This is a genomic window from Limosilactobacillus ingluviei str. Autruche 4, assembly GCF_000312405.1.
Classification (GTDB): domain Bacteria; phylum Bacillota; class Bacilli; order Lactobacillales; family Lactobacillaceae; genus Limosilactobacillus; species Limosilactobacillus ingluviei.
On record NZ_HE997176.1, the window covers coordinates 1 to 25,348 of the forward strand.

A 25,348-nucleotide genomic window follows, 5' to 3' on the forward strand; every position below is an offset into this window, starting at 1 on the left:
AACTTCAACCGTCTGCAGCAATGCAGGCGGTTTTTTTGTACCTTCAATTAAAGTGACAAAAGATTATTCATTGGGGATAATATCTCGAGGATCCAGATGATGCGGCACAGTTCTGACGCGAGCCGATGTTGAGCTGGCGCAATTGGAGTAATCTGTAAGTTGCGACAATTGCTGGGATTTGTCTAAAAGATCGTTAATTTGGTATCATAAAGAAAACGCTATCCAAACGAAAGGGGAATCTTATGCTCACCATCACGGGGGCGTACCTGTGTAGTACGCTTGTTATCTTTCTGGTCAGCTTGACGCGGCCGGGGACCCGCCGCCACTGGCGGTGGAACCTGGCCTGGCTGATCCTTTGGTTGTTGGCAACGGGACTTTTGGTCTACTTTGCCTTACCGTCCCGGAACCTGTTGAATATTTTATTAGGCAACGCCATTTTAGGGGGCCTTTACTACGCCCTTTTAGTCGCCCAAACCACCACGGTCAACCTGACGGCCCGCTGGCGCGGTAAAAAACACTCTAAGAAGAAAAAAGTTGTGAACGAACCGGCGCCGGGCTTACCGCGGTGGCTGGCTGGCGCCTTGGTGGCCTTGGCTTTGCTTGCCGGAATGGGGGAATTGCACTCCTACCTGTCATTAAAGCCAACCTGGAATTCGATCACCAAGGTCAAAAGTCCGGCCAAGGAAGCCCCGACCTTTAAGCGCAACGAAACGCCGGTAGCGATGGCGCCCAAGACGGTGTTAAACCGGGTGCGCAAGTCGGCTTCGGATATTCCGCACAGTCAGTACTTCCAGATCGCCGATAATGTCCAGGCGCAATACTACCGGGGGAAGGCCGTTTATGTTGTGCCAGTCGAATACAGCGGCTTTTGGGCCATGCTGCGGGCCGGGAAGATTCCGGGTTACTTCATTGTGGACGCAACGAACCAAAATGCGGTGCCTAAATTCGTCAAGATGCCGTACCGTTACGCGACTAGCGCCTACTTTAATCACGATGCCTTCCGTCAGATCTACCGGCACAATCCGACCTGGCTGACGATGAGTAAACCCCAGCTGGAAATCGATAACGCCGGAATCCCGTACTGGGTGCAAACCGTCTACCGGGCGGAACCGCTCAGTCACCGGCCTAATTATCGCCACCTCCACGTGGTGGTCATGAATGCGCAGACGGGGAAGCAAAAGACCTATGCCCTCAATGAAATGCCGAAATTTATTGATGAGGGGATCACCAGTGAGGCAGCCGCGGAGATGAACCGTTACTACGGGATCGCCGTGCATGGTTTTTGGAACCGTTACTTTGGCAAGCGCGACATTATCAAGCCCACCAATAACGGACCCGAAGACGGGGTGACCTCGATCTTTAACCGCGACGGCTCAATCAGTTACTTTACCGACTTTACCAATCCGAACACCAAGGCCGACTCAGCGATGGGCTACTCAATGATCAACGCCCGGACCGGGAAGTTAACCTTCTATACGGCCAACGGGATCATGGACAGCTCGGGGGCCAAGGAAAATGCTGATCAAAATTACCGGGCCCAACAGTGGCGGGCCAGCATGCCGATTCTCTACAATGTCAACGGCCGGCCGACTTGGGTAATGACGATCCTTGACCGCTCGGCGGCGATCCGGGGGTACTACTACTTGGACGCCCAAGATCAGTCCCTGCACGGCAATGGCGACCGCCCGACCAGTGCCCTGGACAATTTCCGCCAGGCTTTGACCGATAGTGGAGCTAAGGTCGGCAATACGCCAGGGACCAAGCACAAGGCAGTCCACGGGGTGGCTGACCGGGTGGCGATCGTGGCCGCCAAAAACAAGGTGATGTTCACCCTGCAAAATGATCCGACCGTCTACACGGTCGATACCGATGACTACCCGCGGGCCAACCTCATGCGGTCCGGTGACCAGTTGAGCTTTAAAGCTACTTTGGTCAACGGGCAGAGTCTCGGCAACGTGGCCAACTTCAAAAACGAATCCTTGAAATAGCAAAAGCGGTGCGCTCGGTTGGGCGCACCGCTTTAATCGTTAAGAGCGAGATTCAAACGTAATTAGCCGATTAGCATAACGAATGGCGCTGGCAAACCCGAGCAAGAAAGCGTTCGGGTTGTTAGCGATCAGCAGAAAGGACAAAATGATGAGCAGGCCCGCCCAAATAAGGTCAATTAAATCTTCAAGCGGGATCGGTTTTAAGGGTTTCATGGTAAGTTTCCTTCCTATTATGAAATTTGCATGCAAGTATAAAATGACAAAAAGGGTTCTGGCCTTGCTGCCAGAACCCTTTTTTCATCGATAATAATGGACCATGCGAGATTCGAACTCGCGACCCCCTGCATGCGAAGCAGATACTCTCCCAACTGAGCTAATGGCCCGTACAAGCTTTATTATAGCAGGCCATTAGCCAAACGTTAAGCCTTAATTTTGAGATTAGGGAATGACGTACCGTTCACTGCAAGCGGCGTAGGTCACCGTGTTGGCAGGGAAGTCCGTGCTCAACACAATGGTATCGATTAAGTGGAGGTCTAGCAGGTTCAGCCAATCGACCGGTTCCTGGACGGCGGCGTGGAGTTGCTGGTCTAACTGGGTGGGGCTGACGTTGAGGCCGGCAAAGATAATTTGGCCGAGCAACTGAGTGTTGGTCAGCAAAGCACCAGCCGAAATCGCCTGTTGGACGTGCTCATTTGTGAGATCACCCCGGACGGGCAGCCAGGCGACTGGGGTCAGGTCGTAATTAAAATAGCAAATCACCCGCTGACTTCCGGGGGTATCAAAGAATTCGCCGTGGTGGGTGACGGCGAAGTTGGCCCAGTTCGCGATGGCCTTGGCGCTGTGCAGGGGACCGTGGGCCGCAAAGATTGGCTGCAATTTTTCGTCCAGTTGGCAGTCCAGCCAGCGACTGGTGGGCGTGGCAGCCGTGACGGCAGATTGGCCGCTGACGACCAGTTGTCCATTGGGTCAGTAGCAACCCGCGGGCGTGACGACCAGGTGGCCGAGAAAGTTAAAACGCATCAGGCGATCGATTGCCATCAAGCGCTGGGTCGCCGCCTGATCTTCCAGCGAGTGCTGAGGACAGCCACCGGGGTGATTGTGAAAGAGGTAGAAGCCGTCCGCCTGGTAGCAAAGCGCGCGCTGGTGGATGGCAAAGGTGGTTAGCGGCGTGTAGGCCAGGTCCCCCTGGGCGACGGGATCTAAATGACACAGCCGGCCCTGCCTGAGGTAGGCGACCCAGCTTTCTTCCTGGGCCCGCTTGCCCAGCAGCTGTGGCATAAATTGGAAGAGATCTTGGGTGGCGTCAGTGAGGTGGTAGTGGGGCGGGGCAGGCGTGACCCGCTGGGCGGAGATTAAATCTTGCAGGCGCAGGTTGTAGTGCATTTCGGAGAGGGTAGGGGTAGTAGTGAACATTCTCATTACCTCCTAACTGGTTAGCGGGCAATCGGGTCGGGCAGCAGTCGAATCGTGTAGTCGTAGGTGACCAGATCCTGGGTGCAGGTCCAAAAACGGTCGTCTTCACTGGTCATGGCCAGGTACTGGTGGGCCTTTTTGGCGAAGGGCTTAAAGGTCAAGTAGCTTAGGGTAACTTCGTGGTTGACCGCCAGTTGGATCCGTTGCTTTTGGCTGAGGCGGAAATCGGTCTCCAGTTGCAAGTCCTGGTCGACGGTGATCACGATATCGGTAATGTGGGGAAATTGTTCCATAAGGCACCTCCTTAATTAATGAAAACTAAGCGTCACGACGGGTGGGCAGCTGGGCCAGCTGCTCGGTACACCAGCGGGCCAATTGCCGCTCGCTTTGGGGGCCGTGCAGCCACAGAGTCTTCAGGACTTGCCGGTGGTAAGTAATCAGCAAGAATTGGCGGCGGCCGGATTTAAGCTGGCCCCGGTCCACAAAGGCCGGGGTGTCGGCCAGCTGATCCAAATGGGCATCCATGGCGGCGGGCAGTAATTCTTCCAGGGCGTAGTGGGCTTGGACCCGGGTGAAGCGATAACCAGCTTGTTGCAGCTGGCACAGCTGAGTAATTAAGGTTGCTTGCATTGTCAATACCTCCAAATGAAAAAAGTCACTCGATTTTAGACGCACTAAGGGCTTGTCTAAAATCGAATGACTCTTTGGAAGTGGCGACGCAAATTACGCAGCCACGGCTATGTAGGTACGGCTCAAATATAGCTCACGCAGGGTGGAAATGCAACTAAAACGCTCAAGAAATTTAAAATCACCGCCCACGAATAAATAAAAACCCCTAACAGCCTGCGATGAAACCGTGTGAAGCAAGCTATTAGGGAGACGTGCGTGATATAGCTAGTGGGGACTTAACCATATCGTGTGAGCCACGACTTCTTGAGTATAGAGGAAGTTAAGTTATTTTTCAAGGATAATAGGGGCTGCAGGACGATTATTTGGTTGGTAAAATTAGTGATGACTGGTATCTAATATAACTTTATCTGACCCTTGATTATGTATCCTTTCATGGTTCATTATAGTTCTGCTGAGTTACACGACTTAAAAAGAAAGGAATATGAACCATGTATCATTTGTACCAAGCACATCTACAATGGTCTAAGCAAGCCACTCGTACCATTCCAAAAACGTTCTGGTGGAGTTTCGGTTTGGGATTCTTGATTTTTCTGGGTCAAACTTTGATTGTTAGTCTTTACGAAGATTTTGCTAAGGACGCTACTCCTGTTGTGGGAATTGTTGTTAGCTTGCTCTTTGGTTATTGGTTAGTTCGCTACGTCTTTAGCTACCAAGAAGCTCGCCTAAAAGCACCGGTTAAAAATTATCCCTTTTACGTGGGGTTGCAAGTCATCATCTTATGGTGTCTTGCTAACAGTTGGGCGTGGTTTGGCAACCATGGCTTGCATTTGGATTTTAACAAAGGGGCAATCTCAAGCAATCAAGCGGCAATTAATTCTTTTCTCCAACATCCTAGTTCTGGAATCGTGATCACTGTCTCTGCTATTTTCTTGGCGCCGGCGCTTGAAGAGTTTGTCTTTCGATTATTGATCATGCGCCCCCATGGATATCAATCCAAACGAGGTAACTTAATTGCCGCAGTTATTTCTTTAGGGCTGTTTACCTACATTCATGTCATGGGACAAGTACCAGATTTGAGCCACGGCAACTTGCCCGTAACTAATTTTGTTTTTTATTGCGGTCAATATGCAATGATCGGTTTAGTCATGGTTTATAACTACTACCGTTACCGCTCGCTGCTTCTCAATTATGCAATTCATGCGACGTGGAACACCTATTCCGTCATTATTAATCTAATAATCATTTTTTGCGAACGATGAACAATAATTTAGACTGACGCAAACAGGCAGCTGACTCCTTAAGATCAAGGGAGCAGCTGCCTGTTTTTAATACATTATCAATGTTTATTAATCATTTTCGCTAACTTGAATGATATCGCCATCCTTGATTCGGCTTGGATCAATGGAATTACGGAGATCAGCTTCAGTTAGCCGACGGTAGAAGTTACCTTCAAATTCAAGCTTCCAATCATCTTCCTCAAAACTTTCAGGTGGTTCGATGGCTTGGAGACCAAATCTTTCTAATATTTGATTGCCTCTGGCCAGAATGGATTGCATTTTATCGAAGCTAAGGTCACCTTCCAGACTCTGTAATTGTAATAAACCCTGGTGAATGTACATATGACATTCGTAACAAACGGAAGCACAGCCAACATAATGTTCAATTCGTTTTTCAAAGTCGTACTGGTATTTTTCGTGAAGATACAGCCAGTCACCGTCACGGTGAGGCACATACCGTTGGCAAACTGTGCAGTGGTGGTTTGCTGATTGGCGTTTTTGACGTTTGAGGGCATCCCATTTTTGCTTTCCCATGATTCTTCGCGGGGCAACATAGTGGAGGTTACCGGGCACAATCGGTTGTGTTAAGATCTCAACGGCGGCTTTGTTAAGCTGGGACCAATGAGGTTCTTCGACTGGCTGATTGTGGCAGTAGACATTTTTAGCAGCAAAATAACTTTCGTAGCCTTCACCAATGTGATCAAAAAGAACTTTTCCTGTTTTTTGGTCTATGATCACATAGGCATCCAGCTTGGGATCTTTGACAATTTGAAGGTTGGCAGATGTGTAGTTTGTCATGTAATCACCTGTTTCTTTTGCTTTGTTTAGTGTGGAATTAAAAAGAAAACTAGTTGAACGTTCTGGGTTGCGACTGAACAAATTATCCGATGCGCGAAGCAAGGTAAGAAGTATTATAATCAGCAGAACTGGTAATGGCTTTGACTGAATTTTGCATTCGAATTAAGTCTTGTTCATGGAACCGTTGGGCTTGGAAAATTTCTTTGCTTTGTTTATGAATGATAGCTGCCATTTGGGCTTCTTGGATAACTCCGTGGCGACGTACCGTCCCGCTTAATTGGGCAATTTGCTTATTGAGATTTTGAATATTTTGATTAACATCGTTTAATTGTTCAATCTGGGTTTGTTGGTTGATCAGCATTTGCTGTTGATTGGACAGTTGTTGTTTTTGGTTGTTGATCATTTCTTTTTGATTGTTCAGCATTGCTTGTTGATTTAAGGTTTGATTGTGCACTTCTGCTAATTGTTTTTGTTGAAATTCCTGTTGGGCCAACAGTTGAGCACAGTCTTTCCAATTGCTGGCTTGACCGGTTTGCAAGAAGTAAAGCGAGTCGTGAAGGGAACGATTGTCGCGGTATACTGCCGGAAAAAGTTGATAATTAGAAAAGTTGAGGGCGAGAAATTCAGCTAGATAACTCTGAGTTCGCGCAATAGCTGCCTCGATCAATTCTTGATTTTCTGGTAATTTGCAGAATTTCTCATATTCAGCTTGCCAGATTTCTTTTTGAGTTTCATTGATCGAAGTTGCTAACTTGTCGTTGAGTCGTTCCTCTCGCTTTGCTAATTCCGCGTAGGTAGTTTGTGGCACTTCAGGTTTTTGATTTTTTTGTCCGTCATCTTTGTTTCCTAAGAAAAAGATAACTGCGGCGGTCCAAAGTGCGCCAAGTAAAATTCCAGAAAACCATAATAAGATGGTAAAGATCGCTAAGATAATGGCCTTTGCCTTAGATTGTTTCCACATTTTTAAATAATTCCGCTTGGCTTGATTGACCAGTTCTTTGATGTAGCTATACGAATTAGCTTCATCGATTTGATGACGGATTTGTTTAATCTCTTCCATTTTTTGAGCATAATTAGTTCTTTGCGTAGTGTTGACTTCAGCGACGGCGCGCTCGCGAAAATCTTCAGGCTTTTTGTTAAATTGATTTTTTAACTCGGAATATGCCTGTTGTAACAGTAAGTTTCCTTCCAAGATGGCATATGAGTAGGCATACCGGTTAAAATCATTGTCCAACTTTTCCAAGGTTTGAGTCAGTTGCTCCCGGTTCATATTAAATGCTTGTACCATGAACTTCATCTCCCGATTTTAAATTAGGTTACGTTTTTATCACGTTTCCTTCTTAAATTATGACCACATTATACCATCTAAAAATAGGCCCTTTTTGATTAATTTAAAATAGAAAACAGTTTGTTGTTAATTTAATGAGTAAGGGAATCGGTTAAGTAAAATGAAGCTTGCATTTTGGAAGTGATAATTGTTTAATTAACCTGAAAAGATTTATTTTTTGGTGACTTTATTAGGAGGATGAAATGAAAAAGATTTTCTTAGCCAGTTTGATGATGGCCAGTGCACTAGCCCTCGCTGGGTGTGGTCAACAAAGTACGTCGCAAAAGCAAAGTACCCACCAATCGTCAACCAGTCAGCAACAGTCCAGTGCACCTTCTCAAAAGGAAGCAGCAGCTTCAAGCAGCAGTGCGACAAAGGAATCACATGCGACAACCCCGTGGGATAAGCAAAAGGACCAAGAATTGACCGATTTTATTAATCAATGGGCGCCAACGATGGGGCAAAGCTATGTGAAATATGATGGTGTTAACCCACTCCATACACACCCCGGCTTAACATATCCAGATGGGTTTAATGTTGCTACTGTTAATGACGAAAAGGTTTCGATGGGGTGGGCACCAACGGGTGAAGGTCCCTACAATTATAATGTCGTGGCAATGTACAATTACGACTATTCTTCCCACTTTGCTCAGCACATTACCTATGCCTTTGCCTTCCACGATGGGCAACCAGTCGCCTTGGTTGATGAAATGACCAACGGCTATCCAATTTTCCACCCAACCAAGAATGCCGATGTGGCCAATGCTTTTGCCCGGATTGCAGCAGAACAAAAATAAGTAGAGCTTCAAGAATGATCGTATAGTTGTAAAAACTAAGCATAGTTTGAGACTGGGAGAAAAGTAATTTCTCGCCAGTCTTTTCTTTTGTCTGTTTGCGCTCGGCAAAGGTTTAAAGCCATAAGTCACTAGTACGCTTATTATTTACTTTTATGCTGTTTGTAGTTTCCGCTAAAAGAATGTTATTGCGCTGGTAGTGTTAACTTAATATTTACCGTTTGATTGGAAAATCTGATCACCAGCTTAAAAGGATCGTTTGTAGAATGAACGGCAGAGATGAGAAAGAGAAGGTCGTTAGTCTTATTCAAAAGCTGTTTTCACAAAGAATAAATGAATGGAATGGAGCAAAAAAAGTTTAAAATATGCTTTCTTTTTGAATTAAGTCCGATTATAATTCACCATAAAAGGCTACTTACTAAGTATTATTATTAGTTTACAAAGAAGATGGCGTCATTTTGTTGGCTAGTACTGGTGAATATGAGGCAATGGAGTTGAAAAGAAGTGAAGGTTTGGTGATCAAGTATGGAAGAAAAGTATTGTGCGCATTGTGGGAAGAAAATTAAAGCCAAGGCTAAGTTTTGTCCGTACTGTGGCAAAGCTCAACCGGACTTTCAAACGAATAAGTTGGGCGCATCAGCCAAGGAGTTAACTGAAAAAGTAACCAAGGGTTTGAGTGGCCTTAATTTTTCAGGTTTGAAAAATTCTCGGTTTAAAGCTTGGTTTACCAAGAAAAGGGTTGCAGGCTTAATCGCGGTTTTGTTGGTCCTTTTTGGCGTGCAACGGTTCATTAGCAACGGCGGATTGTTTGCACCGAAGACAATTTCGTTGAGCCAACAGGTAAAGCAACCGGGAAGTCACGTTTGGTATGACGTGAAAGGGACCGCTAGCAAAGATGCGGTAATTAAGACCATCTTCGTTGTAGGAAGCGGCAAACTTACGGCGTACCAAATTCAAGATAACGATGTTACTTTAGGGAGAATCAGTAAGCTTTCCAAACGGCAGACAATTAAGTTAGCGAAGGAACAGGATAAGAAATATTTTGATATTTCAGCAACTGAGGTCCAAAATTGGCTTGATGATAAGAACCAAGTTGGACAACAAGATGATTTCTTTGGTGACGATGATGTAATACGTTTTCTTAAGGGAAGATATGACGCTTTGGGCATAAAGGTTAATAAACAAGGTAAGGATTTTTCAATGGGAGGAGTGCCACATTTTTCTAATCCTCGTTTTTTTCCACCATCAGTTGATATTGATGGGGTTCCCGATTCATCAGGAGAAGAAGAACATGAACTTTTCATTAATACTGAAGAAGAAAGCAATGAGACTAAAGAACTTTTTATTAATAACATGGCAAAAGGCCTAATTTATAACATTAAGCATACAAAATACCATTCACCGGATAAGAACAAGGTGTCTTTTAAGGATACCACTGATGCATCTGGTAATAAGGTGGTAGGTCAAAGATTAACGTATCAGGCAATTGACTATTTTGATACCAATAGTAGTACAAATAGTCAGATTTATAACAACTTGAATAAGAAACAAAAGCAACTTCTTTTTGATATCTATTACGGAATTCCAGAACAAATATGGGCGGAAGGTAAAGCAAAAGGACTTGATGATGAAAGCATAGACCATCTTGATGATAAACGACACCTTAAATTGATCCAAGCATGGACTGCATTTGATAACTCTTTAGACACTAAGAAATTAACTAAAGGTATCTTTGGTTACCATCGTTGGGATAAAGATGTAACAATTACAGGAACGTTATCCCAACAAATTTATAATCAACGATTTATTGGTTACTACGGTGGGGAAGGTGAGGTCCTTACTAAGGCACAAACAAAACACCAAAAAGCTGTTTTCCCGGAACCCGATAAGTAAGGAGAGGAGTAAGGATGGAATATTGTCCAAATTGCGGAGCAAAACGGCACGAAGGGGAGGCATTTTGCGCTAATTGTGGTTACAAATTTGAAGAAGCAGTAGCCCCTAAGTCCAAAGTGACTCACTCCCCATCTCCTACTCCAGCCGAAGTGACACCACCAAAGATTAAAAAGGTGACTCGAAAGCATTGGTCAAAAAAGTGGTTAGTGGTCTTAGGATTAGTTATCTTGTTGGGAATCTTAATTGGTGGCTGGTTTATCTTTCAAAAGCAACAGGGGAGTAGTTCAGTTAGTTCAGAATCTTCACCGGCGACGCAAGAAAGCAGTCAGACTTCAACCACTAGCTCAACGCTGGCTAGTGACGCGAGTCAACCAATGGCAACGGATCTCTCAAGTTTAACTCCACAGGAAGCCGCTGCTGGGATTATTACGCTTGGAGCGAAGTCAAATAAGGAATGGGGTAAATTGCTGGCGTTGAAGAGGCCTATTACCTTGCAATTGGGACAGTCCGATTCCCAACGCTTTTCCTCGCCGGGTGCCGGAGTCTTTTACCAAATTGAGGTTGATGGAGCAGATGCTGCCGGTCAAACTGACGGCTACACCATGGAAGAAGATGGGAGCAGCATCTACCTGTATGCAGGAAAGCCTAAGGAAAACGCCAAACCATTTAAGGTTTTGCAGGCGGATGAGGTAGTAAAGGCAGTTGATGCTGGAAAGACAAATGGTTTGGAAAACCAAGTGACGATTAATACGGATAGTTAATTAGCAAGAAAGGCACTCAGAAATTTCGGGGTGCCTTTTATGCATGCCAATTACCCTTTTCTTAGCCAACTTCTTGTGGTATTATCGATCGCGTTACTAAATGTTACGATCTGGCTAGGTCCTTGGCGGCCTGCCACGCAAAAAGAAGAGAAAGGATCTACCATGCACTTTTCACTGAAGAAAATCAGGCCCCTCTTAGTAGCCCTGGGCGTTGCCTTGCTGAGTCTAACTGCCATTCCGGTGCTCAGCCACGCCCAAAGCACGCCTTACTGGATGCGGCCGTCATAAAAACAGGCCTACCCGGACGTGAACAAGCACCCAGGGATGTGGATTTTGGTCTCTAAAAAGACCGAACGGACCTATTTGATCGACCACGGTAAGGTGCTCTACACCATGCTGGCTTCGACCGGGACGAAGGGCGCCAATGCCACGCCGACCGGGACCTTCCAAATCGAAGCCGAACGGGGGGATTTCTTCTACAACCAAAGCAGTGGGGAAGGGGCTAAGTACTGGGTTTCTTGGAAGGACCACGGGATTTACCTCTTCCACAGCGTCCCGACCGATGCCAACGGCAACTTCATTAAAAGCGAAGCCAACCAGCTCGGTAAGAAGGCCGCTTCCCACGGCTGTGTCCGCCTGTCGGTCGCCGATGCCAAGTGGATGTACCAAAATATCAAGCAAGGAACCAAGGTCGTGATTTCTGATTCGGGTAACCTCAAACAGCTGATCAAGCAAAATTCGTAAAAATAAGCTTCAAAAGGAAAAGCAGCTCCTGCACCAGCTTTGGCGGGGAGCTGCTTTTTTTGCGTTATTGATCCGTCGGACGTTCCGCGACCTTGAGCAAGTCGAAGAACAAGCGGCTGTATTCATCACTTTGGATCGGGTCCAGCCGGTCTAATTGTTGATTGAGCAACTGGCGCTGAGGAGAAACGGCCGGGGCCGCTTCGGTCGTGCCTTCCACCAGGGATTCCATCGAGACGTTCAATGCCTTGGCAATCCGGTAGAGGCTGCCGGCCCCGATTTGCTTGACGACGCCCCGTTCGATTTTGGACAGGTAGTTAATCGTCATGTCGCTGAGTTCGGCCAGTTGTTCTTGCGTCATGCGAGCAGCGTGGCGTTGCGTGGCGATATTTTTTCCGAGGTAGTTGTTCATTTGATTGTCTCCAATCTTTGGTTTTACCTCAAGAATAGTGGTTGGTGCTTAATAAAATAAGTTCTTAAAAGGTGAATTAAACATTGTCTTTATTTGGTCAGTTGCAAGTAGTATCATTAAAAATGTAGCCAAATATGGTCATTTAATGACCGAGAAATAAAAAATAGGGGAGTGATAGCGAAGGTTGCGCCGGTAGCCCAAGAATTCATGAAGAAAAAGCAATTTTTAGGTAAAAAGTGTGAAGGTGCAACTTTGGGGGAAGGACAATAAAAATTTCTGTGACGGAGATTTCTATGTAGCAACTAAATAGTCATTTTCGTAAAAAGATAATTATTTAAGCTATTGTTCAATAATTGTAAAAATGCTTTTCGAGAGGAGTTTTAAAATGACAAAACAAAATAATCGAAAAAAGGGCGAAGTTAAAATGCTCTTAGGCTTAACCGGAACGGCTGCCGCCTTAGCCGGTGGCGCCTTAGTTTCGACTAATGTTGCTCACGCCGACACGGTCGATCAACCCAGCCAACCAGTCGTCCAACAAACTGCTACCGATCCAGCCCAAACGGCCAAGGACAACCTGCAAACGGCTCAAACCAAGGCTGATCAAGCCGCTCAAGCGCAAAACGAAGCCCAAATGGCTTACGACCAGGCCCAAGGCCAACTCAACCAGGCCCACCAAGCGGTTGCCAATGACCAACAAGCCGTGCAAACGGCTCAAGACCACGTCAATCAAACTTCCCAAGCGGTCCAATCCGCTCAAGCTGGTGGTCCGACGGTCACGGCTGATCAAGTCAACCAAGCTTCCCAAGAGGTTGCCCAAGCCCAACAAGCCGCTAACCAAGCTCAACAACAAGTTGATCAAGCGGCGACGGCCGTCACCCGTGCTCAACAAGCCGTGGACCAAGCGCAAGCCGGCAACAAGAACACGGCCGCGCAAGCTTCTCAGGCCGCACAAGAATATCTGCAAGCACAATTTAAAATGGGGCAAGCCGAACAAGACTTTGATCAAGGCACTGATGGCACTGACAACTGGGTTAAAAACGCCCACCACTGGACGCCGTCCGAAGAAATCAATAATCAACAAGAAGCTAAGTATCTTAACCAACTTTATCAACAATCACTTCGTGATCATGGTCAATTAACTTTACCATCCAACCTCCCTTCAAATGCTGATCTTGAACAAGCGATGGACGAATATCGTGATCAAATGTCAAGCCAAGCTCAAGACCAAGCCAGCGTTCTCCGTGGCAAAAACTTGACCTCTGCAGAACGACAAGCCGTTGAAGCCAACGCTAAACTTCTTGCCGATTACTATAATCATGACACCGCTAATGCTCTCAACGACGGTCAATGGGATGCGGCTGCCATGGCCAACAGCTTCTATCCTGGTCTGAGCAAGCTCGACGCTTGGAAGTACTATGCTAATCAGTTTGGTGCCGACGGAGCCACTGATCCTAACCTCAAAGTTCCGGCGCAATACAAAAATGTCACCGACTACTACGATCACAACCTCACTCCGTGGTCCAAGTCCTTGACTTGGCACTCCACTGCTAAGGATCAACAAGAACTCCTCCCTGAAATTGCTGTTAAGCATGCTGATGGTTCTGTTACCTACGACTTGTCCAAACTGAGCGATCAACACCTGATTGAACTTAATCGATTTGGTATGGACATCCTCAACCAAATTCGTCTTCGCCTTCCAAATCCTAATGGTGTGGGCGCATTTGTTGGCTTTAATACCGCTATCCTCGATGCCGCTAAGCACGCCGCTCAAGTCTACACCCAGGACAACTGGCACTACCTTGACAAGGGCGATCACGATACTCGTGCTTTAGCTAACAAGGATAACGTTTGGGCTTATGGCGAAAACGTCGATGCTCGTCGCGACAACTTCGCAATCAAGAGCATGGACGACCTCAAACACGCCCTTTGGCTCAATTTACGTGAAGGTCTCTTCAACGATGGCACTTCCAACTGGGGCCACACTCACAACTTCTTGGATGCTGGTTTTGCTGCCTTTGCCTTTGATAACGTCACTCCGCAAGGTTGGTGGCAAAACTGGGTTCGTTCTGGTCAAATGCACTTCTTGACTTCTAATGGTGACTACGGTGTCGGTGCCGATTCCACTAACCTTTATCACTTGGATGGCAATGACGATTATAAACGGGTGTCTGTTTCAGTTGGTTATAACAACATTTCATTGGAGACGCCTAGTGAAGATAATCGCGCCAACGACCATTTAAATCAAGCTTTCAACAAAGCTGGCATTTCTTCTGCCCAACAACAAATTAAGAATGTTTTAGCTCAACAAGGTCTTAAAGATGCTCTTGACATTTTAAACGACGCTGTTAAACAAGATGCTCGCAACAAAGCCGCTTTAATTGCTGACGATTCTGCTGGCTATCAAAAGCTCCAACAAGCTCTCAAAGAGTTTGAAGCCGCTCGTGACAAGTATGCCTCTACGCCTGGTGTTGGTGCTTATATTTGGGACAGCTGGATGGTTGAACCAATGAAGACTCATCCGGTCACTACCAACAGTTCTTTGGACAAAGCTCAAAAGGATTTGAACCAAGCCCAAGCTAACAAAGCTAAGGCTGATCAAGCCCTCAAGGATGCTCAAAAGCAACTGACTGATCGTCAAGCTCAGCTGAAGGATCTGCAACAACGGGCCAAGACCCTGCCGGAAGCCCAAGCTGATTACGCTAAAGCCCAAAAAGCATTAGCTGACGCGCAAAAGCAACTGGCAGCTGATCAAGAAGCTTTGCAAACGGCCCAAACCAACCAAGCTAAGGCTAAACAAGCGTTGGCCGCTGCGCAAAAGAACTACCAAACTGCTCAAGCTGACTTGGCTACGGCGCGTCAAGCTTACGCTAAGACGCAAGCCCATGACAACCTGAACAACCAGGTTGCCCACCAAGCTGAACAACTTAACCGCAATGATCACCGTACTGGTAATACTAGTGCTCAAGCCGGTACTTCTATGACTGTTTCCGTAGTAAATGGTGCTTCTCATGTTGCCGCGGCTGCTGGCAAGGTAGCCCAAGCAGAAGTAAATCATTTGACGGCAACGGCTCAACAAGCGGCTGGAGCAGTTAAGGATGCTAAGTTACCACAAACTGGGGCTGCGCAAGCTTCTTCCAACTGGGCAGTGCTTGGTTTGGCTAGTCTGCTTGGCTTCATCGGTTTCGGTGGCCGCCGCAAGTTCCGCGCTTAAATTATTTGTTTCACTGTTGCAGAGATAAAAAGGCTCCGTCAAACGACGGGGCTTTTCCTGTTCGCGGCGTTGGTGAGTGGGGTGAACCCCGCAAATTGGAGAAAATCGTGGTCGATGGCCCACCGCTGCCGGTATTCTACGGCCGCTAACTTACCAAGCGCTTGCTTGCTAGCCCGGAAATTGTAGTAGTCGATGCTGTGTTGCAAGGCGGCTTTGAGGGTTGCGTAGTCAGGATAACGATGGTTGTTGACGGTCAGGACTTTTAGCTGGGCAAAGCAGCTTTCGACCGGCGCGTTGTCCAGACAGTTGCCTTGGCGGCTCATGCTTTGAAAGACGTGATGGCGTTTCAAGTAGGTTACAAAGCGGGCATGCTGGTACTGGTAGCCACGGTCCGAATGAACGGTCATTCGATAGGGGAGGGCGGGCCGGTAAGTGATTAGTTCTTGCACAGGGCTTAACGCTAAGGTCACCGTGACCACGGGGGCGAGTTGCCAGGTCACGATTTCCATGTTAAACAAGTCGAGGCAAATTGCGAGGAAGGCGCGCTCTTCAATGCTTTCGTGGCCCCAGCGAAATTCGGAAATGTCAGTGACGATTTTTTGCAAGGGCCGGTCAGTCTTAAAACGGCGGTGGAGTCGGTTGGGGGCGATTTGGCCAGTATGCCCCTCAAAAGAATCAAACCGATAGCCCCGGCCGGGGTGTTGGTAGAGGGTGCATTGCCAAGCGTGCTCTTGCATGATGCGCAGGACGCGCTTGTGATTGATGTCCCAGCCCAGCCGTTGCAATTCAGTGGTTACCCGTCGGTAGCCCATGTCGGGGTAGTGTTCGTGGTAAAAGGCGATTTCGTCGATTAAGGCGGGATCATCCTGCCGGTACTGGCGGTGGCGGGCGTCGTAATAAGAGCTGCTGGCAATTTGCGCGGCGGCTAAGAGGTCCTGAAGCGGATAGTCAGCGCGCAGCTGGTCGATCAATTGCGCCTTGACGCGATTGGTAAGCGGGGGCGTTAAATGATGGGCCGTACAAGCGGCGGTAAAGGCGATTTGGGCGGAAGAAGCAACCATGACAAAAACCTCCTTTGAGCAAGCCAGATAGTGGAACGGACGCTTTTGCTTCAGTGTAGGCCGGATCAAAAAATTTTGCGAATGTTTTGGATTATATGAGTGATTAGGGAAGGGAACAAAAATGAATAAGCTGAAAGTAGCCTCAGTTGCAGTTGCCATGACGGTCTTGGGCCTAGGCTTAGCGGCGTGTGGCAATCAGACCAGTAAGGATTCTGCGCCTAAAGATACCAGCAGTAAGGTAGTCAGCACCAGTAGTACGAGCAGTGCCAGCGCAACGGCTTCAAGCAGCACTAGTTCGACGGCGACTTCAACCCCGAAGGATACAACGGTGGATAACAAGACGGTTGGGGTAATGGTGGCGTTGCTTGAAAACCCAGATTGGTTTAAAGAATACCTCAGCAGCGGTACGATGCACTATGGTAGTAATTACAATAGTCCTGAAGTACAGGGCTTTAATTATTTGACTACGAATGGTGATCAGTTAAGCTACATTTTCTTTAAGCAGGAAGGCAACAACGTGATCATCAAGCAATGGACTGACGAAGGGGCCGACATGGTGGCTCACGGTCACTATGAAACCACAACGGTCAGCTTGGACCGCCTTAAGCAGGATTACTACGTGACTGATGCCCAAAAGGCAGAAGTGCAAGGGTATGTGAATGAGCTGAAGGAATAGCTAATGGCGATGGTATTAGGGAGACTGGTATGGAAAATTATGATATTGATAAGGACTTAAACAAGTTATTGAATGAACCGGGAATGGATGATGCGCTTAAAGAATATGGAAATAAATTTTTTTGGTCGCGGCTTTTAGGATATATTCCAATTGCACTACTTGTAATAGTGGTTTTGATTTCTACGTTTTGTATTCGATGCTGCCCGATTTTATTCAGTGTTTTTGTTTTAATATTAATATTTATTTTTATGTTAAGGGTATCTTATCTGATGAAGAGAGGGATAGAGAAACGTTTCTTTGCAAATATTTCTTATATTAATAATGATATATACCAAAAGATGTATAATAAACGGCATCGTTACAATTGGGAGTACTTGACTTATATCTTAGAAAACAGGATTCAACAAAGTGAACACCAAAATGATGTTTTTAAGAAAACAATAACGATTGTACTTACTTTGTTGGGGATAAAAGCTTTATATTCTAAAGTTAATCTTTGGAATTTGATTTTTGAAAATACTAAATTAAGTTTTCAATCAGCTCTATTACCGGCTGTACGCATTGGAATGCTTTTACTCGTTGTGTCGGTGTTCATTGAAACCTATGACTGTTTAATTAATAATTCTGTAAAATTAGAAAAGTGGTATGTCCTTTTGAATCATGCGAATAAACTCAAGATTGAGTCAAAACGGAGCCAAAACTAAATCTGATACAAAGAAGTTTGTTTAACGAAGCATCCCCGCTTAATTGTTGGAGCGGGGATGCTTTTTTTGTTATGGCAGTTGTGACGCGATGAGGATATTGGGCGAAAAGCGTAGGAAGCTTACCTTGCTTCTTTTATGGTTATTCATCGCATGGCCATATTAGGCTATAATTGAAGTGTGACGATCAGGAACCAAATCGGGTGAAAGAACGCTTAATAAACGCTTGGTGGTTATCACAAGGGGGATAGTTTCAGCCATACACGCGAACTAACGGATGAAATTGAATACAGGTCATGTTCGGTGCTTTTTGGAAAGAGGAGGAGATAACTGTTAATTAAAATATCGAACAATGTGGAATAACGCTCTCTAATGTCCGTGAGAAAGACAAAGTGTAGGATGGACATTAGGGAACTAGCTAACCAAAATAGCCAGCGTCATGCCAGCGAAAAACTTGCTAAATGAAGGGAACGGTGAGATGATTAAAGTGTTAACAATACGATCGCTTGATCGGTTTATTGGAACTTTGACGATCTCACGTATCTTAATTAGCGGTTTGAGAGGTGGTGACGATGATGTTGCGCACGCAAAAGGTGAAGTTATATCCAAATCAGACGATGAAAAAAGTGCTCGATAACCTGTGCGATTACCGACGCTACTGTTGGAATCAAGGTCTGGCTCTTTGGAACGATATGTATGATGCTTCAGTGATTCTTGCTGATAAGAAGCAACGTCCCAATGAACGCAAGGTTCGGGATGAATTGGTCGCTAATAAGGCTGACTGGCAGTTTCAACTGTCGGCGCGCTGTCTGCAGTTGGCGATTTCTGATCTGGGTAAAGCGTGGCAGAATTTTTTTGACCGGGCCCAACCAGATTGGGGCAAGCCCCACTTCAAATCGAAAAAGGCCCTCCGCCAGGGCTTTAAGACCGACCGGGCCAAGCTGGTCAATGGTCGCTTGCGCCTTGACAAGCCGCATGAAGTTAAGGAAACCTGGTCCGACATTAAATTCAAAGGGGCCCGCAACTTGACCGGTGAATTGAAAGTCGTGTCGATCTACCGGGAAAACGGCCAGTACTGGGCGAGTCTGCCCCTTGAAGTTATGGTGCCAGCAAAACCGAAAACCGGTGTCAAGACGGCCGTTGACGTTAATGTCGGCCACCTTGATTACACGGCAGGGCGGGTCAATACGTTGCCCAGTCACCTCCAGAAAATCTACAAGCGGATCAAGCATTACCAACGGGTGTTAGCCCACAAGCGCAAGGTCAACGGTCGGTTGGCCACCCAAAGTAAAAATTACGCCAAAACGAGAGCCAAGTTGCAGCGTGATTACCGGCGGGTGGCCAACGTCCAGCACGACTTGATGCAAAAATTCACGACCCAGTTAGTTAACACTTACGATCAGTTCGTGATTGAAGACCTCGCCGTCAAAAAGATGCAGATGAGTCATGTTACGGCAAAAGGGCTCCAACGTTCCATGTTTGGATATTTTCGTCAGGTTCTTACCTACAAGTGTGACTGGTACGGGAAAACTTTACTGGTGGCGGATCGCTTTTACCCGAGCACTCAGCGTTGTTCCGTTTGTGGTCATATCAAGCGCGGTGATGATAAGGTCACCTTGGTTGGTAATCACAAGCATCATACGAAACATGATGAATATATCTGTTACCAGTGTGGCGCGACGCTAGACCGCGATGTAAATGCGGTCGCTAATTTGTTAGCTTTGCTTTAAGTTGTCATGGAGCCAGGCTATTGGCTCTGGGGAAGCCCTTTCCCCTGGAGGTCATTCTAGTCAGTCCCTGTCGCTGACTCCCAGTTGGGTGAGCGGGAATACTGGCGTTTTAACGATGATGAATAAAATTTAAGAAAGGAAAACTATATTCTTTCTAACAACATAAAAGGGTTACTCTTCTATGTTGTTCTACATTTTATATAGCAGGTTCAAAGAATGATCAAACAACACTTCAAAATGTACAAAGCCGGCAAGCGGTGGTTAATTGCTGCCATTACGGTGATGGGGGTAGCCTTGGGGAGTCAGATTGCTTATGCTGACACGGCTACTACTTCAGCGGCCCCGTCCTCGGTGACTACTGCGCAATCCCCAGCTCCAACTTCAACTTCGGAAACGCCGGCGCCGGCGACGTCTGCCGCCCCAGCCCAGGCTACTTCCCCAATTCAGACGGCCAGCGGGCATGAAGTGCAGCGCAACGGGGCGTGGTACTATGTCCAGACTAATGGGACCCAGACCACGGGCTGGCAGCGCCTGGCAGACGGTCGGGTAGTGTACTACGACGCCCAGACCGCCCAGATGGTGCACGGGGAAAAGTACTTTACGGATACCAACCGTTGGCTGTATTTGGACCAAATCAACGGGGCCTTGCACCGGGGCTTTACGACCTTGCCGGACGGCCGGCGGGTCTACTACGATGTGCAAGCCGACCTGAGTGGCGCCGGGATGCTCCACGAGGTGCAAGCAGTCGGCCAGCAGACCTATAATTTTGATCCCTGGGATGGCCACCTAAAGACCGGTTGGCAGACCGTCAACGGCCACCACCCCGCCTATTTTGCCCCGGCAATGGTTAAGCAAGCGGAACGCCACATTGATGGCCACTGGTATTACTTTGATGCCCAGGGGGCAATGGCGACGGGACTGACGACCTTGCCAGACGGCCGGTTAGTCTACTATAACCAACAGGGGCAAATGCAGTACGGTGAGCAGCCCGTTAACGGGAAATGGCTCTTCTTTGACCAAAATAACGGGGCGATCAAGCAGGGCTGGTTTACCTTACCGGATGGGCGGCGGGTTTACTACGATGTCACGCCCAAACAAAATGGCTTCACGGGCGCCGGGATGCTCCACGGGGTCCAGGCAGTTGGGAAGCAAACCTACAATTTTGACACTTGGGATGGGCGTCTGAAGACGGGCTGGCAAACCGTTAACGGCCAGCGGGCCTACTTTGCCCCGGCGATGGTCAAGCAAGCAGAACGCCATGTTGATGGCCACTGGTATTACTTTAATGGCCAGGGAGTGATGGCGACGGGGCTGACGACCCTGCCGGACGGGCGCCTAGTCTACTACAACAAGCAAGGGCAAATGCAGTACGGTGAGCAGCCCGTCGGTGGGAAGTGGCTCTTCTTTGACCAAAACAACGGGGCAATCAAGCAGGGCTGGTTTACCTTACCGGATGGGCGGCGGGTCTACTACGACGTGACGCCCAAGCAAAATGGCTTCACCGGCGCTGGGATGCTGCATGGTGACCAACAAATTGGGCAGCGTTACTACCGCTTTGATGCGGTGAACGGAAAGTTGCTGCAAGAATTGACGAATACGGCGACCTATGATCAGCAGGCCCACAAGCTGCGTTTCTTAGGCCACGGTGGCTGGCTTGGGGCGAACCAGCGCTTCTATGACCACGGCCAAACGTTTACAACTGATGCTCAGGGCTACGTGGTCCTAACGGCCGGCGAACATTACCTGGGCCAGCAGTGGTACTTGGCGGGGGCTGATGGCACGGTCAAGACTGGTTGGCAGACCCTACCGGATGGGCGGCTGGTTTACTATGATCCGACCACGGCAGCGATGGTTAAGGGGGAACGCAACTTAGCGGGGCACTGGTACTACTTCAACCCGCAAAATGGGGCGAAGACGACCCGCCAGTACGTTAACCTGGGGAGTAAAATCGTCTACTACAATGATCAAGGCCAGATGCTGTACGGCTGGCAAACCATTGACGGTCAGCGCCGCTACTTTGATCGTTGGGATGGGGCCGAAGCACTCAGCACGATTCTGCCCCTGGACGGGCATTGGTACGCCTTTGATCGCTATGGGACCCCCCGGGACCTGCAAGCAGTTAACAATTTAATCAACCGGCTGGGAAGCAAAATCGCCTTTGCCGTGCAATCCCAAGTCTCCGGGCAAGTTTACAGTTACAGCAATGCGAACCAACGCTTTATCACCGCCAGCACGGTGAAAGTGGCTCTTTTGGCAGAACTGCTGCACAAGACCGGGGGGAACCTGTCGGCTTATCAACGCAGTCTGGCGGAAAAGATGATTCGCAACAGTGACAACGCCGCGGCGACGGCGATCGCCAATCAATTGGGACGCAATACGGCCGGTGGAGATCTTTACCGGGCACTGGGGATGAGCAGTACGACCCCAACCTATCACTGGGGGCAAACCCGCACCACGTCGCAGGACCAATTAAAACTGTTAGCCCAGATCTACTTGACGGATCATTCGGGCTACTTGAATCAGCGCTCCCAAGCTTACTTGCGGGAACTGATGCACACGGTCAGTGCGGGCCAACGCTGGGGAATTTCCGCCGGCAGCAGTGATTACTACGTGAAGAACGGGTGGTTGAGCCTGTGGTCTAACGCGCAATGGTACGTCGACAGCATCGGCTTTTTGCCGAACCACGGCCGCGGGTACACCCTGGCCATCTATTCGGAAGGCAATCCGCTAGCGACCGGGATTAATAAGGTCGAACAAGTTGCCCGCTTGGTCCAAAGTTTGCTGGGCTAATGCTTCGTTGCCCCTGGTGCGGATCTGTTTTTCATCGCGACATTGATTGACGATTGTCTTAAATTAGCTTAAAATTAAATTGTGATTATTTGAGCAAACAAGGAGATAAAACGATGGAAATCAAAGCAGCAGTGGTGGCCAAGCAAGGGGCCCCGATTCAAGTCCAGACCTTGCAACTGGATGCGCCTAAGGCCAATGAAGTTCTGATCAAGACCGTTGCGACGGGGATTTGCCATACCGATATTGCGGGGCGCGACCTCGGCATGAGCCCCTACCAAGTAGCCTTGGGACACGAAGGGGCCGGGATCGTCGAAGCAGTCGGTAGTGCGGTCACGACGGTTGCCCCCGGGGATCATGTGGTGGTTTCCTTCGGTTACTGCGGGCACTGTGCCAACTGTTTGCAGGGGCACCCGGCCAAGTGCGTGCGCTTAAATGAATTGTGCTTCGGTGGCGCTAACTACGACGGGACGCACCGTTTGCACACGCCGAGTGGCGAAGCGGTCAGCACCTTCTTTGGCCAATCGTCGCTGGCCACGCACATGGTAGCGGACGAACACAATGTGGTGAAGGTGGATGCCGCGGTGGACCTGCGCTACTTGGGGCCACTGGGCTGTGGTTTTCAAACCGGGGCCGGGACGGTGATCAACGGGGTCAAGCCGGCCTTTGGCTCCTCGATGGTCGTTACCGGGGCCGGTGGGGTCGGCTTGGCTGCCGTGATGGCTGCCAACCTCTATAACCTCGATCACCTGGTGGTCATCGATCGGCACGATGATAAGCTGGCTCTGGCCAAGGAACTGGGAGCGACGGACGTAATCAACACGGCGCAAGTGGACGATGTCGAAGCGGCCCTGCGTGAGATCGTACCCGGCGGGCTGGATTACGCGATCGACACCATCGGCTACACGCCCCTGATCAAGGACTGCCTGCACGCCTTGGGGACGGATGGTAAGCTGTATCTGGTGGGGATTGCCGGACCCCTGGACATCAGTGGGATGGAAGTGATGGGCGAATCCAAGCAGATCATTGGGCTGATCGAAGGGGATGCGATTCCGCAGCTCTTTATTCCGCAAATGATCAAGTACTTCCAAAAGGGGAAGTTCCCGATCGACAAGTTGATCAAGTTCTACTCCTTTGACCAACTCGCGCAAGCCTTTGCGGACTTTGAGGCGGGAGCCGTCGTTAAGCCCGTGATTATCTTTGAATAAATCAGCCAAGCCCGCTGGTAATGGCGGGCTTTTTTGGTGCTTTAAGCCGAAAGGGGTTACAATAAAAAGAAAGCGGGCAATCCAGTGGAAAGGACGCGAATAACATGAGAAAGATCTTCCTAACCAGCCTAATCATGACCAGTGCTGTGACCCTGGCCGCGTGTGGTAAAGAGCACTACCGCGCGGAGCAGTCCAGCAGTTCTACCAGCAGTGCGGTAACGTCGGCGGCGACTAACCACAGCACCCAAGCCGCATCAAGTTCGGCGCCAGCGCAGTCAACCACGTCCAGTAAAGTTGCGACGTCGGCGTGGAACGATCAAAAGGCGGCGCAGCTGCGGACCTTTATGGACCGGTGGGCGCCGACGATGCACCAGGCCTACCTGCCGATCAGCCGGACGACCTTCCCGGAGTTTCTGCCGGAGAACAACACCGTTAATGGGGCGACTACGACCATGCAGTGGTCAGCGGATGGGACGGGAGCCAGCAGCTACAACGTCGTCGCGATGTACAACTACAACAAGCGCGTGGACACCCAGGTCGCGCAGATTGGCGAATTCCACATCACCTACGCCTTTGCCTATCACCAGGGCGAACCGGTCGTCTTAGTCAGCCAGGCCACCAACGGCGGGATGTTTTGGCAGACCACCCAAAACCAAGACGTTAGCCGGAATTTTGCCAGTATCGCCCGTGGTCAGGGCGTGATTTTTAAATAAAAAATCGGCGGATCCCTGGAGTTAGTAAGCAGCTAAAATCAAACAAAAGAAACAGCCCGCCGGAAACTTCGCGCTTCCCGGCGGGCTGTTGGGGTTGAAGTCCAATGAACCTCATGAATTTCTACAATTTATTATACCACAGATGAAGCTAAAGCTGGCTGCCAGCGGCGCGGTTGGCTTCGACCGGTAGCCTGGTTTTGCTATTTGCTGAGCCGATCGAGCTCGGTCAAGGCGAGCGGGAACTTCCGGAACCCATCGTTGGTTAAAAAGTGGCCGCCGGTTTCTTGGACGATCAGTTTGGCTTCCAGGTCACTGGCCATCGCGATCCCCTGACGATAGGGGGCGATCGGGTCGTCTTTGGCGACGATTACGGTCGCCCGGCTGAGCTTGGGGCGCACCTGGGTGTAGTCAGGGCGGGGCAGGATGAAGTCAGTCAGGGTCGGGTACTGTGGCAGTGACCGGTCAAAGGCGCCGACCAACAGCAAGCGGACGTCGTGGAGGTCGTGGCGGGCGACAAAGCGAACCGCGGTCAGACAGCCGAGACTGTGGGCGACTAGGGTCAGGCCGTCTTGGACTGGAATTTGGTCGTCAACGGCTTGGTCCCAAGCTTGCCGTTCGGGATTGAAGGGCTCTGGCAGCCAAAGGCGGTTGAGCTGGATTTGCGGGGCGGCCGCTGTTTCCAACCAGGGAAACCAGTCATCGTCGCGCGTCGAGGTGCCGTGAATCAAGTAAGCGTTGGTCATGTCAATCATTCCTTTCGGGCTTTTCTTTAACGGTAAGCCGCCTTCGCGCGGAAGGCAAGCAGAAATTTTAGTGATTTTGCCCACGGGGGTTTTCAAAGGCGGGGAGATCTGGTATATTATTTATGTTAAAGATTTGCTGACTTAGCTCAGTTGGCAGAGCAACGCACTAGTAATGCGTAGGTCGGAGGTTCGAATCCTCTAGTCAGCACTAGCCAAAGCCTGGATCGATGGTATTCGGTCCAGGCCTTTTTCGTGGTTTTAGCGGCGCTTGGCCCAGCGATAAATTTGGGAAACGTGGCTCAAGCAACTGAATTTTATCCTTTAATGGCAGAATTCGTTATTTTAATTTGGAAGCAATCGGGCAGGAACGCATGAATAGAAACTGGTTTTTGCTAGATAATCCGCTGGTTGAGTCTACTGCTGATTAGCTGACGATGGTCGTTCACTCTAAAATAATCGACTTAAGTTTTTCGCAATTAAACTG

General features: G+C 48.7%; 22 protein-coding genes, 2 tRNA genes and 1 pseudogene. 14 read left to right on the forward strand and 11 right to left on the reverse strand.

Annotated features, from left to right (window positions below):
* Positions 1-242: 242 nt before the first annotated feature.
* Positions 243-1,988, forward strand: a complete 1,746-nt coding sequence (locus BN54_RS08095; RefSeq protein WP_019206689.1) for a hypothetical protein — start codon at positions 243-245, stop codon at positions 1,986-1,988.
* A gap of 39 nt (positions 1,989-2,027) precedes the next feature.
* On the opposite strand, the gene BN54_RS10255 is transcribed toward BN54_RS08095, so the two are convergent.
* The 6 genes from BN54_RS10255 to BN54_RS08120 all read right to left on the reverse strand — a co-directional run bounded on the left by BN54_RS10255 (position 2,028) and on the right by BN54_RS08120 (position 4,031).
* Complete coding sequence (locus BN54_RS10255) at positions 2,028-2,201, reverse strand: hypothetical protein (RefSeq protein ID WP_019206690.1); 174 nt, start codon at positions 2,199-2,201, stop codon at positions 2,028-2,030.
* Positions 2,202-2,298: 97 nt separating this feature from the next.
* Positions 2,299-2,371: transfer RNA gene (locus tag BN54_RS08100), tRNA-Ala, on the reverse strand.
* A 55-nt stretch (positions 2,372-2,426) separates the two neighbouring features.
* Positions 2,427-2,864, reverse strand: a complete 438-nt coding sequence (locus BN54_RS08105; RefSeq protein WP_019206691.1) for a hypothetical protein — start codon at positions 2,862-2,864, stop codon at positions 2,427-2,429.
* A gap of 90 nt (positions 2,865-2,954) precedes the next feature.
* A complete protein-coding gene (locus BN54_RS09900; protein ID WP_019206692.1) occupies positions 2,955-3,401 on the reverse strand; it encodes a JAB domain-containing protein in 447 nt (148 codons plus the stop codon).
* A gap of 20 nt (positions 3,402-3,421) precedes the next feature.
* Complete coding sequence (locus tag BN54_RS08115; protein ID WP_019206693.1) at positions 3,422-3,694, reverse strand: hypothetical protein; 273 nt, start codon at positions 3,692-3,694, stop codon at positions 3,422-3,424.
* A gap of 25 nt (positions 3,695-3,719) precedes the next feature.
* Positions 3,720-4,031, reverse strand: coding sequence for a hypothetical protein (locus BN54_RS08120; RefSeq protein ID WP_019206694.1), 312 nt, complete (start codon positions 4,029-4,031; stop codon positions 3,720-3,722).
* Positions 4,032-4,519: 488 nt separating this feature from the next.
* Here BN54_RS08120 and BN54_RS08125 point away from each other — a divergent pair, with 488 nt between their 5' ends.
* Positions 4,520-5,290: a CPBP family intramembrane glutamic endopeptidase gene (locus BN54_RS08125; protein ID WP_019206695.1), complete on the forward strand. Its 771-nt coding sequence runs from the start codon at positions 4,520-4,522 to the stop codon at positions 5,288-5,290.
* Positions 5,291-5,377: 87 nt separating this feature from the next.
* On the opposite strand, the gene BN54_RS10325 is transcribed toward BN54_RS08125, so the two are convergent.
* On the reverse strand, positions 5,378-6,106 hold the full coding sequence (locus tag BN54_RS10325) for a hypothetical protein (protein ID WP_019206696.1): 729 nt from the start codon (positions 6,104-6,106) through the stop codon (positions 5,378-5,380).
* An 82-nt stretch (positions 6,107-6,188) separates the two neighbouring features.
* Positions 6,189-7,394 (reverse strand): hypothetical protein, encoded by a 1,206-nt coding sequence (locus tag BN54_RS08135; RefSeq protein WP_019206697.1) that lies wholly within the window; start codon positions 7,392-7,394, stop codon positions 6,189-6,191.
* 242 nt (positions 7,395-7,636) lie between these two features.
* Here BN54_RS08135 and BN54_RS08140 point away from each other — a divergent pair, with 242 nt between their 5' ends.
* The 4 genes and pseudogenes from BN54_RS08140 (at position 7,637) to BN54_RS08155 (ending at position 11,625) form a co-directional block, all read left to right on the forward strand.
* The gene (locus tag BN54_RS08140) at positions 7,637-8,230 is read left to right on the forward strand and encodes a DUF4767 domain-containing protein (RefSeq protein ID WP_019206698.1); all 594 of its coding nucleotides are present in this window, start codon (positions 7,637-7,639) and stop codon (positions 8,228-8,230) included.
* 522 nt (positions 8,231-8,752) lie between these two features.
* Positions 8,753-10,120: a zinc ribbon domain-containing protein gene (locus tag BN54_RS08145; protein WP_019206700.1), complete on the forward strand. Its 1,368-nt coding sequence runs from the start codon at positions 8,753-8,755 to the stop codon at positions 10,118-10,120.
* A 14-nt stretch (positions 10,121-10,134) separates the two neighbouring features.
* Positions 10,135-10,881: a hypothetical protein gene (locus tag BN54_RS08150; RefSeq protein ID WP_019206701.1), complete on the forward strand. Its 747-nt coding sequence runs from the start codon at positions 10,135-10,137 to the stop codon at positions 10,879-10,881.
* Between the two features lie 39 nt (positions 10,882-10,920).
* Positions 10,921-11,625: pseudogene (locus BN54_RS08155) on the forward strand (L,D-transpeptidase).
* 64 nt (positions 11,626-11,689) lie between these two features.
* On the opposite strand, the gene BN54_RS09905 reads toward BN54_RS08155, so the two are convergent.
* Positions 11,690-12,034 (reverse strand): helix-turn-helix domain-containing protein, encoded by a 345-nt coding sequence (locus BN54_RS09905; RefSeq protein WP_019206704.1) that lies wholly within the window; start codon positions 12,032-12,034, stop codon positions 11,690-11,692.
* A gap of 385 nt (positions 12,035-12,419) precedes the next feature.
* Between BN54_RS09905 and BN54_RS08165 the strand changes: the two genes are divergently transcribed.
* The gene (locus BN54_RS08165) at positions 12,420-15,245 is read left to right on the forward strand and encodes an SEC10/PgrA surface exclusion domain-containing protein (RefSeq protein ID WP_019206705.1); all 2,826 of its coding nucleotides are present in this window, start codon (positions 12,420-12,422) and stop codon (positions 15,243-15,245) included.
* Between the two features lie 38 nt (positions 15,246-15,283).
* Here the strand turns inward: BN54_RS08165 and BN54_RS08170 are convergent, their stop codons facing one another.
* Positions 15,284-16,306 (reverse strand): IS3 family transposase, encoded by a 1,023-nt coding sequence (locus BN54_RS08170; RefSeq protein ID WP_019206706.1) that lies wholly within the window; start codon positions 16,304-16,306, stop codon positions 15,284-15,286.
* A 121-nt stretch (positions 16,307-16,427) separates the two neighbouring features.
* On the opposite strand from BN54_RS08170, the gene BN54_RS08175 reads away from it, so the two are divergent.
* The 6 genes from BN54_RS08175 (at position 16,428) to BN54_RS08200 (ending at position 24,121) form a co-directional block, all read left to right on the forward strand.
* Complete coding sequence (locus BN54_RS08175; RefSeq protein WP_019206707.1) at positions 16,428-16,982, forward strand: Lreu_0056 family protein; 555 nt, start codon at positions 16,428-16,430, stop codon at positions 16,980-16,982.
* Between the two features lie 29 nt (positions 16,983-17,011).
* Entirely contained in the window at positions 17,012-17,686 is a 675-nt protein-coding gene (locus tag BN54_RS08180; protein WP_019206708.1) for a hypothetical protein, read from the forward strand.
* 572 nt (positions 17,687-18,258) lie between these two features.
* Positions 18,259-19,413 (forward strand): RNA-guided endonuclease InsQ/TnpB family protein, encoded by a 1,155-nt coding sequence (locus BN54_RS08185; protein ID WP_040470143.1) that lies wholly within the window; start codon positions 18,259-18,261, stop codon positions 19,411-19,413.
* Between the two features lie 216 nt (positions 19,414-19,629).
* The gene (locus tag BN54_RS08190; protein WP_019206710.1) at positions 19,630-22,203 is read left to right on the forward strand and encodes a serine hydrolase; all 2,574 of its coding nucleotides are present in this window, start codon (positions 19,630-19,632) and stop codon (positions 22,201-22,203) included.
* 113 nt (positions 22,204-22,316) lie between these two features.
* Positions 22,317-23,408 carry an NAD(P)-dependent alcohol dehydrogenase gene (locus tag BN54_RS08195; RefSeq protein ID WP_019206711.1) on the forward strand — a complete coding sequence of 364 codons (1,092 nt, stop codon included), beginning with the start codon at positions 22,317-22,319 and terminating at the stop codon, positions 23,406-23,408.
* A 104-nt stretch (positions 23,409-23,512) separates the two neighbouring features.
* Positions 23,513-24,121 (forward strand): DUF4767 domain-containing protein, encoded by a 609-nt coding sequence (locus tag BN54_RS08200; RefSeq protein WP_019206712.1) that lies wholly within the window; start codon positions 23,513-23,515, stop codon positions 24,119-24,121.
* Between the two features lie 200 nt (positions 24,122-24,321).
* Here BN54_RS08200 and BN54_RS08205 read toward each other — a convergent pair whose 3' ends face one another.
* Entirely contained in the window at positions 24,322-24,864 is a 543-nt protein-coding gene (locus BN54_RS08205; protein WP_019206713.1) for an RBBP9/YdeN family alpha/beta hydrolase, read from the reverse strand.
* A 135-nt stretch (positions 24,865-24,999) separates the two neighbouring features.
* On the opposite strand from BN54_RS08205, the gene BN54_RS08210 reads away from it, so the two are divergent.
* Positions 25,000-25,072 (forward strand) — tRNA-Thr (locus BN54_RS08210).
* Positions 25,073-25,348: the final 276 nt, after the last annotated feature.

Excerpts from the sequence above, each read along its gene's own strand:
- BN54_RS08200 (WP_019206712.1), top strand. The coding sequence starts at position 23,513 with ATGAGAAAGATCTTCCTAACCAGCCTAATCATGACCAGTGCTGTGACC.
- BN54_RS08095 (WP_019206689.1), top strand. The coding sequence starts at position 243 with ATGCTCACCATCACGGGGGCGTACCTGTGTAGTACGCTTGTTATCTTT.
- BN54_RS08195 (WP_019206711.1), top strand. The coding sequence starts at position 22,317 with ATGGAAATCAAAGCAGCAGTGGTGGCCAAGCAAGGGGCCCCGATTCAA.
- BN54_RS09905 (WP_019206704.1), bottom strand. The coding sequence starts at position 12,034 with ATGAACAACTACCTCGGAAAAAATATCGCCACGCAACGCCACGCTGCT.
- BN54_RS08175 (WP_019206707.1), top strand. The coding sequence starts at position 16,428 with ATGAATAAGCTGAAAGTAGCCTCAGTTGCAGTTGCCATGACGGTCTTG.
- BN54_RS08205 (WP_019206713.1), bottom strand. The coding sequence starts at position 24,864 with ATGACCAACGCTTACTTGATTCACGGCACCTCGACGCGCGACGATGAC.
- BN54_RS08115 (WP_019206693.1), bottom strand. The coding sequence starts at position 3,694 with ATGGAACAATTTCCCCACATTACCGATATCGTGATCACCGTCGACCAG.
- BN54_RS08185 (WP_040470143.1), top strand. The coding sequence starts at position 18,259 with ATGTTGCGCACGCAAAAGGTGAAGTTATATCCAAATCAGACGATGAAA.
- BN54_RS08180 (WP_019206708.1), top strand. The coding sequence starts at position 17,012 with ATGGAAAATTATGATATTGATAAGGACTTAAACAAGTTATTGAATGAA.
- BN54_RS08150 (WP_019206701.1), top strand. The coding sequence starts at position 10,135 with ATGGAATATTGTCCAAATTGCGGAGCAAAACGGCACGAAGGGGAGGCA.
- BN54_RS08135 (WP_019206697.1), bottom strand. The coding sequence starts at position 7,394 with ATGGTACAAGCATTTAATATGAACCGGGAGCAACTGACTCAAACCTTG.
- BN54_RS08145 (WP_019206700.1), top strand. The coding sequence starts at position 8,753 with ATGGAAGAAAAGTATTGTGCGCATTGTGGGAAGAAAATTAAAGCCAAG.
- BN54_RS08125 (WP_019206695.1), top strand. The coding sequence starts at position 4,520 with ATGTATCATTTGTACCAAGCACATCTACAATGGTCTAAGCAAGCCACT.
- BN54_RS09900 (WP_019206692.1), bottom strand. The coding sequence starts at position 3,401 with ATGTTCACTACTACCCCTACCCTCTCCGAAATGCACTACAACCTGCGC.
- BN54_RS08165 (WP_019206705.1), top strand. The coding sequence starts at position 12,420 with ATGACAAAACAAAATAATCGAAAAAAGGGCGAAGTTAAAATGCTCTTA.
- BN54_RS08120 (WP_019206694.1), bottom strand. The coding sequence starts at position 4,031 with ATGCAAGCAACCTTAATTACTCAGCTGTGCCAGCTGCAACAAGCTGGT.
- BN54_RS10325 (WP_019206696.1), bottom strand. The coding sequence starts at position 6,106 with ATGACAAACTACACATCTGCCAACCTTCAAATTGTCAAAGATCCCAAG.
- BN54_RS08170 (WP_019206706.1), bottom strand. The coding sequence starts at position 16,306 with ATGGTTGCTTCTTCCGCCCAAATCGCCTTTACCGCCGCTTGTACGGCC.
- BN54_RS10255 (WP_019206690.1), bottom strand. The coding sequence starts at position 2,201 with ATGAAACCCTTAAAACCGATCCCGCTTGAAGATTTAATTGACCTTATT.
- BN54_RS08140 (WP_019206698.1), top strand. The coding sequence starts at position 7,637 with ATGAAAAAGATTTTCTTAGCCAGTTTGATGATGGCCAGTGCACTAGCC.
- BN54_RS08190 (WP_019206710.1), top strand. The coding sequence starts at position 19,630 with ATGATCAAACAACACTTCAAAATGTACAAAGCCGGCAAGCGGTGGTTA.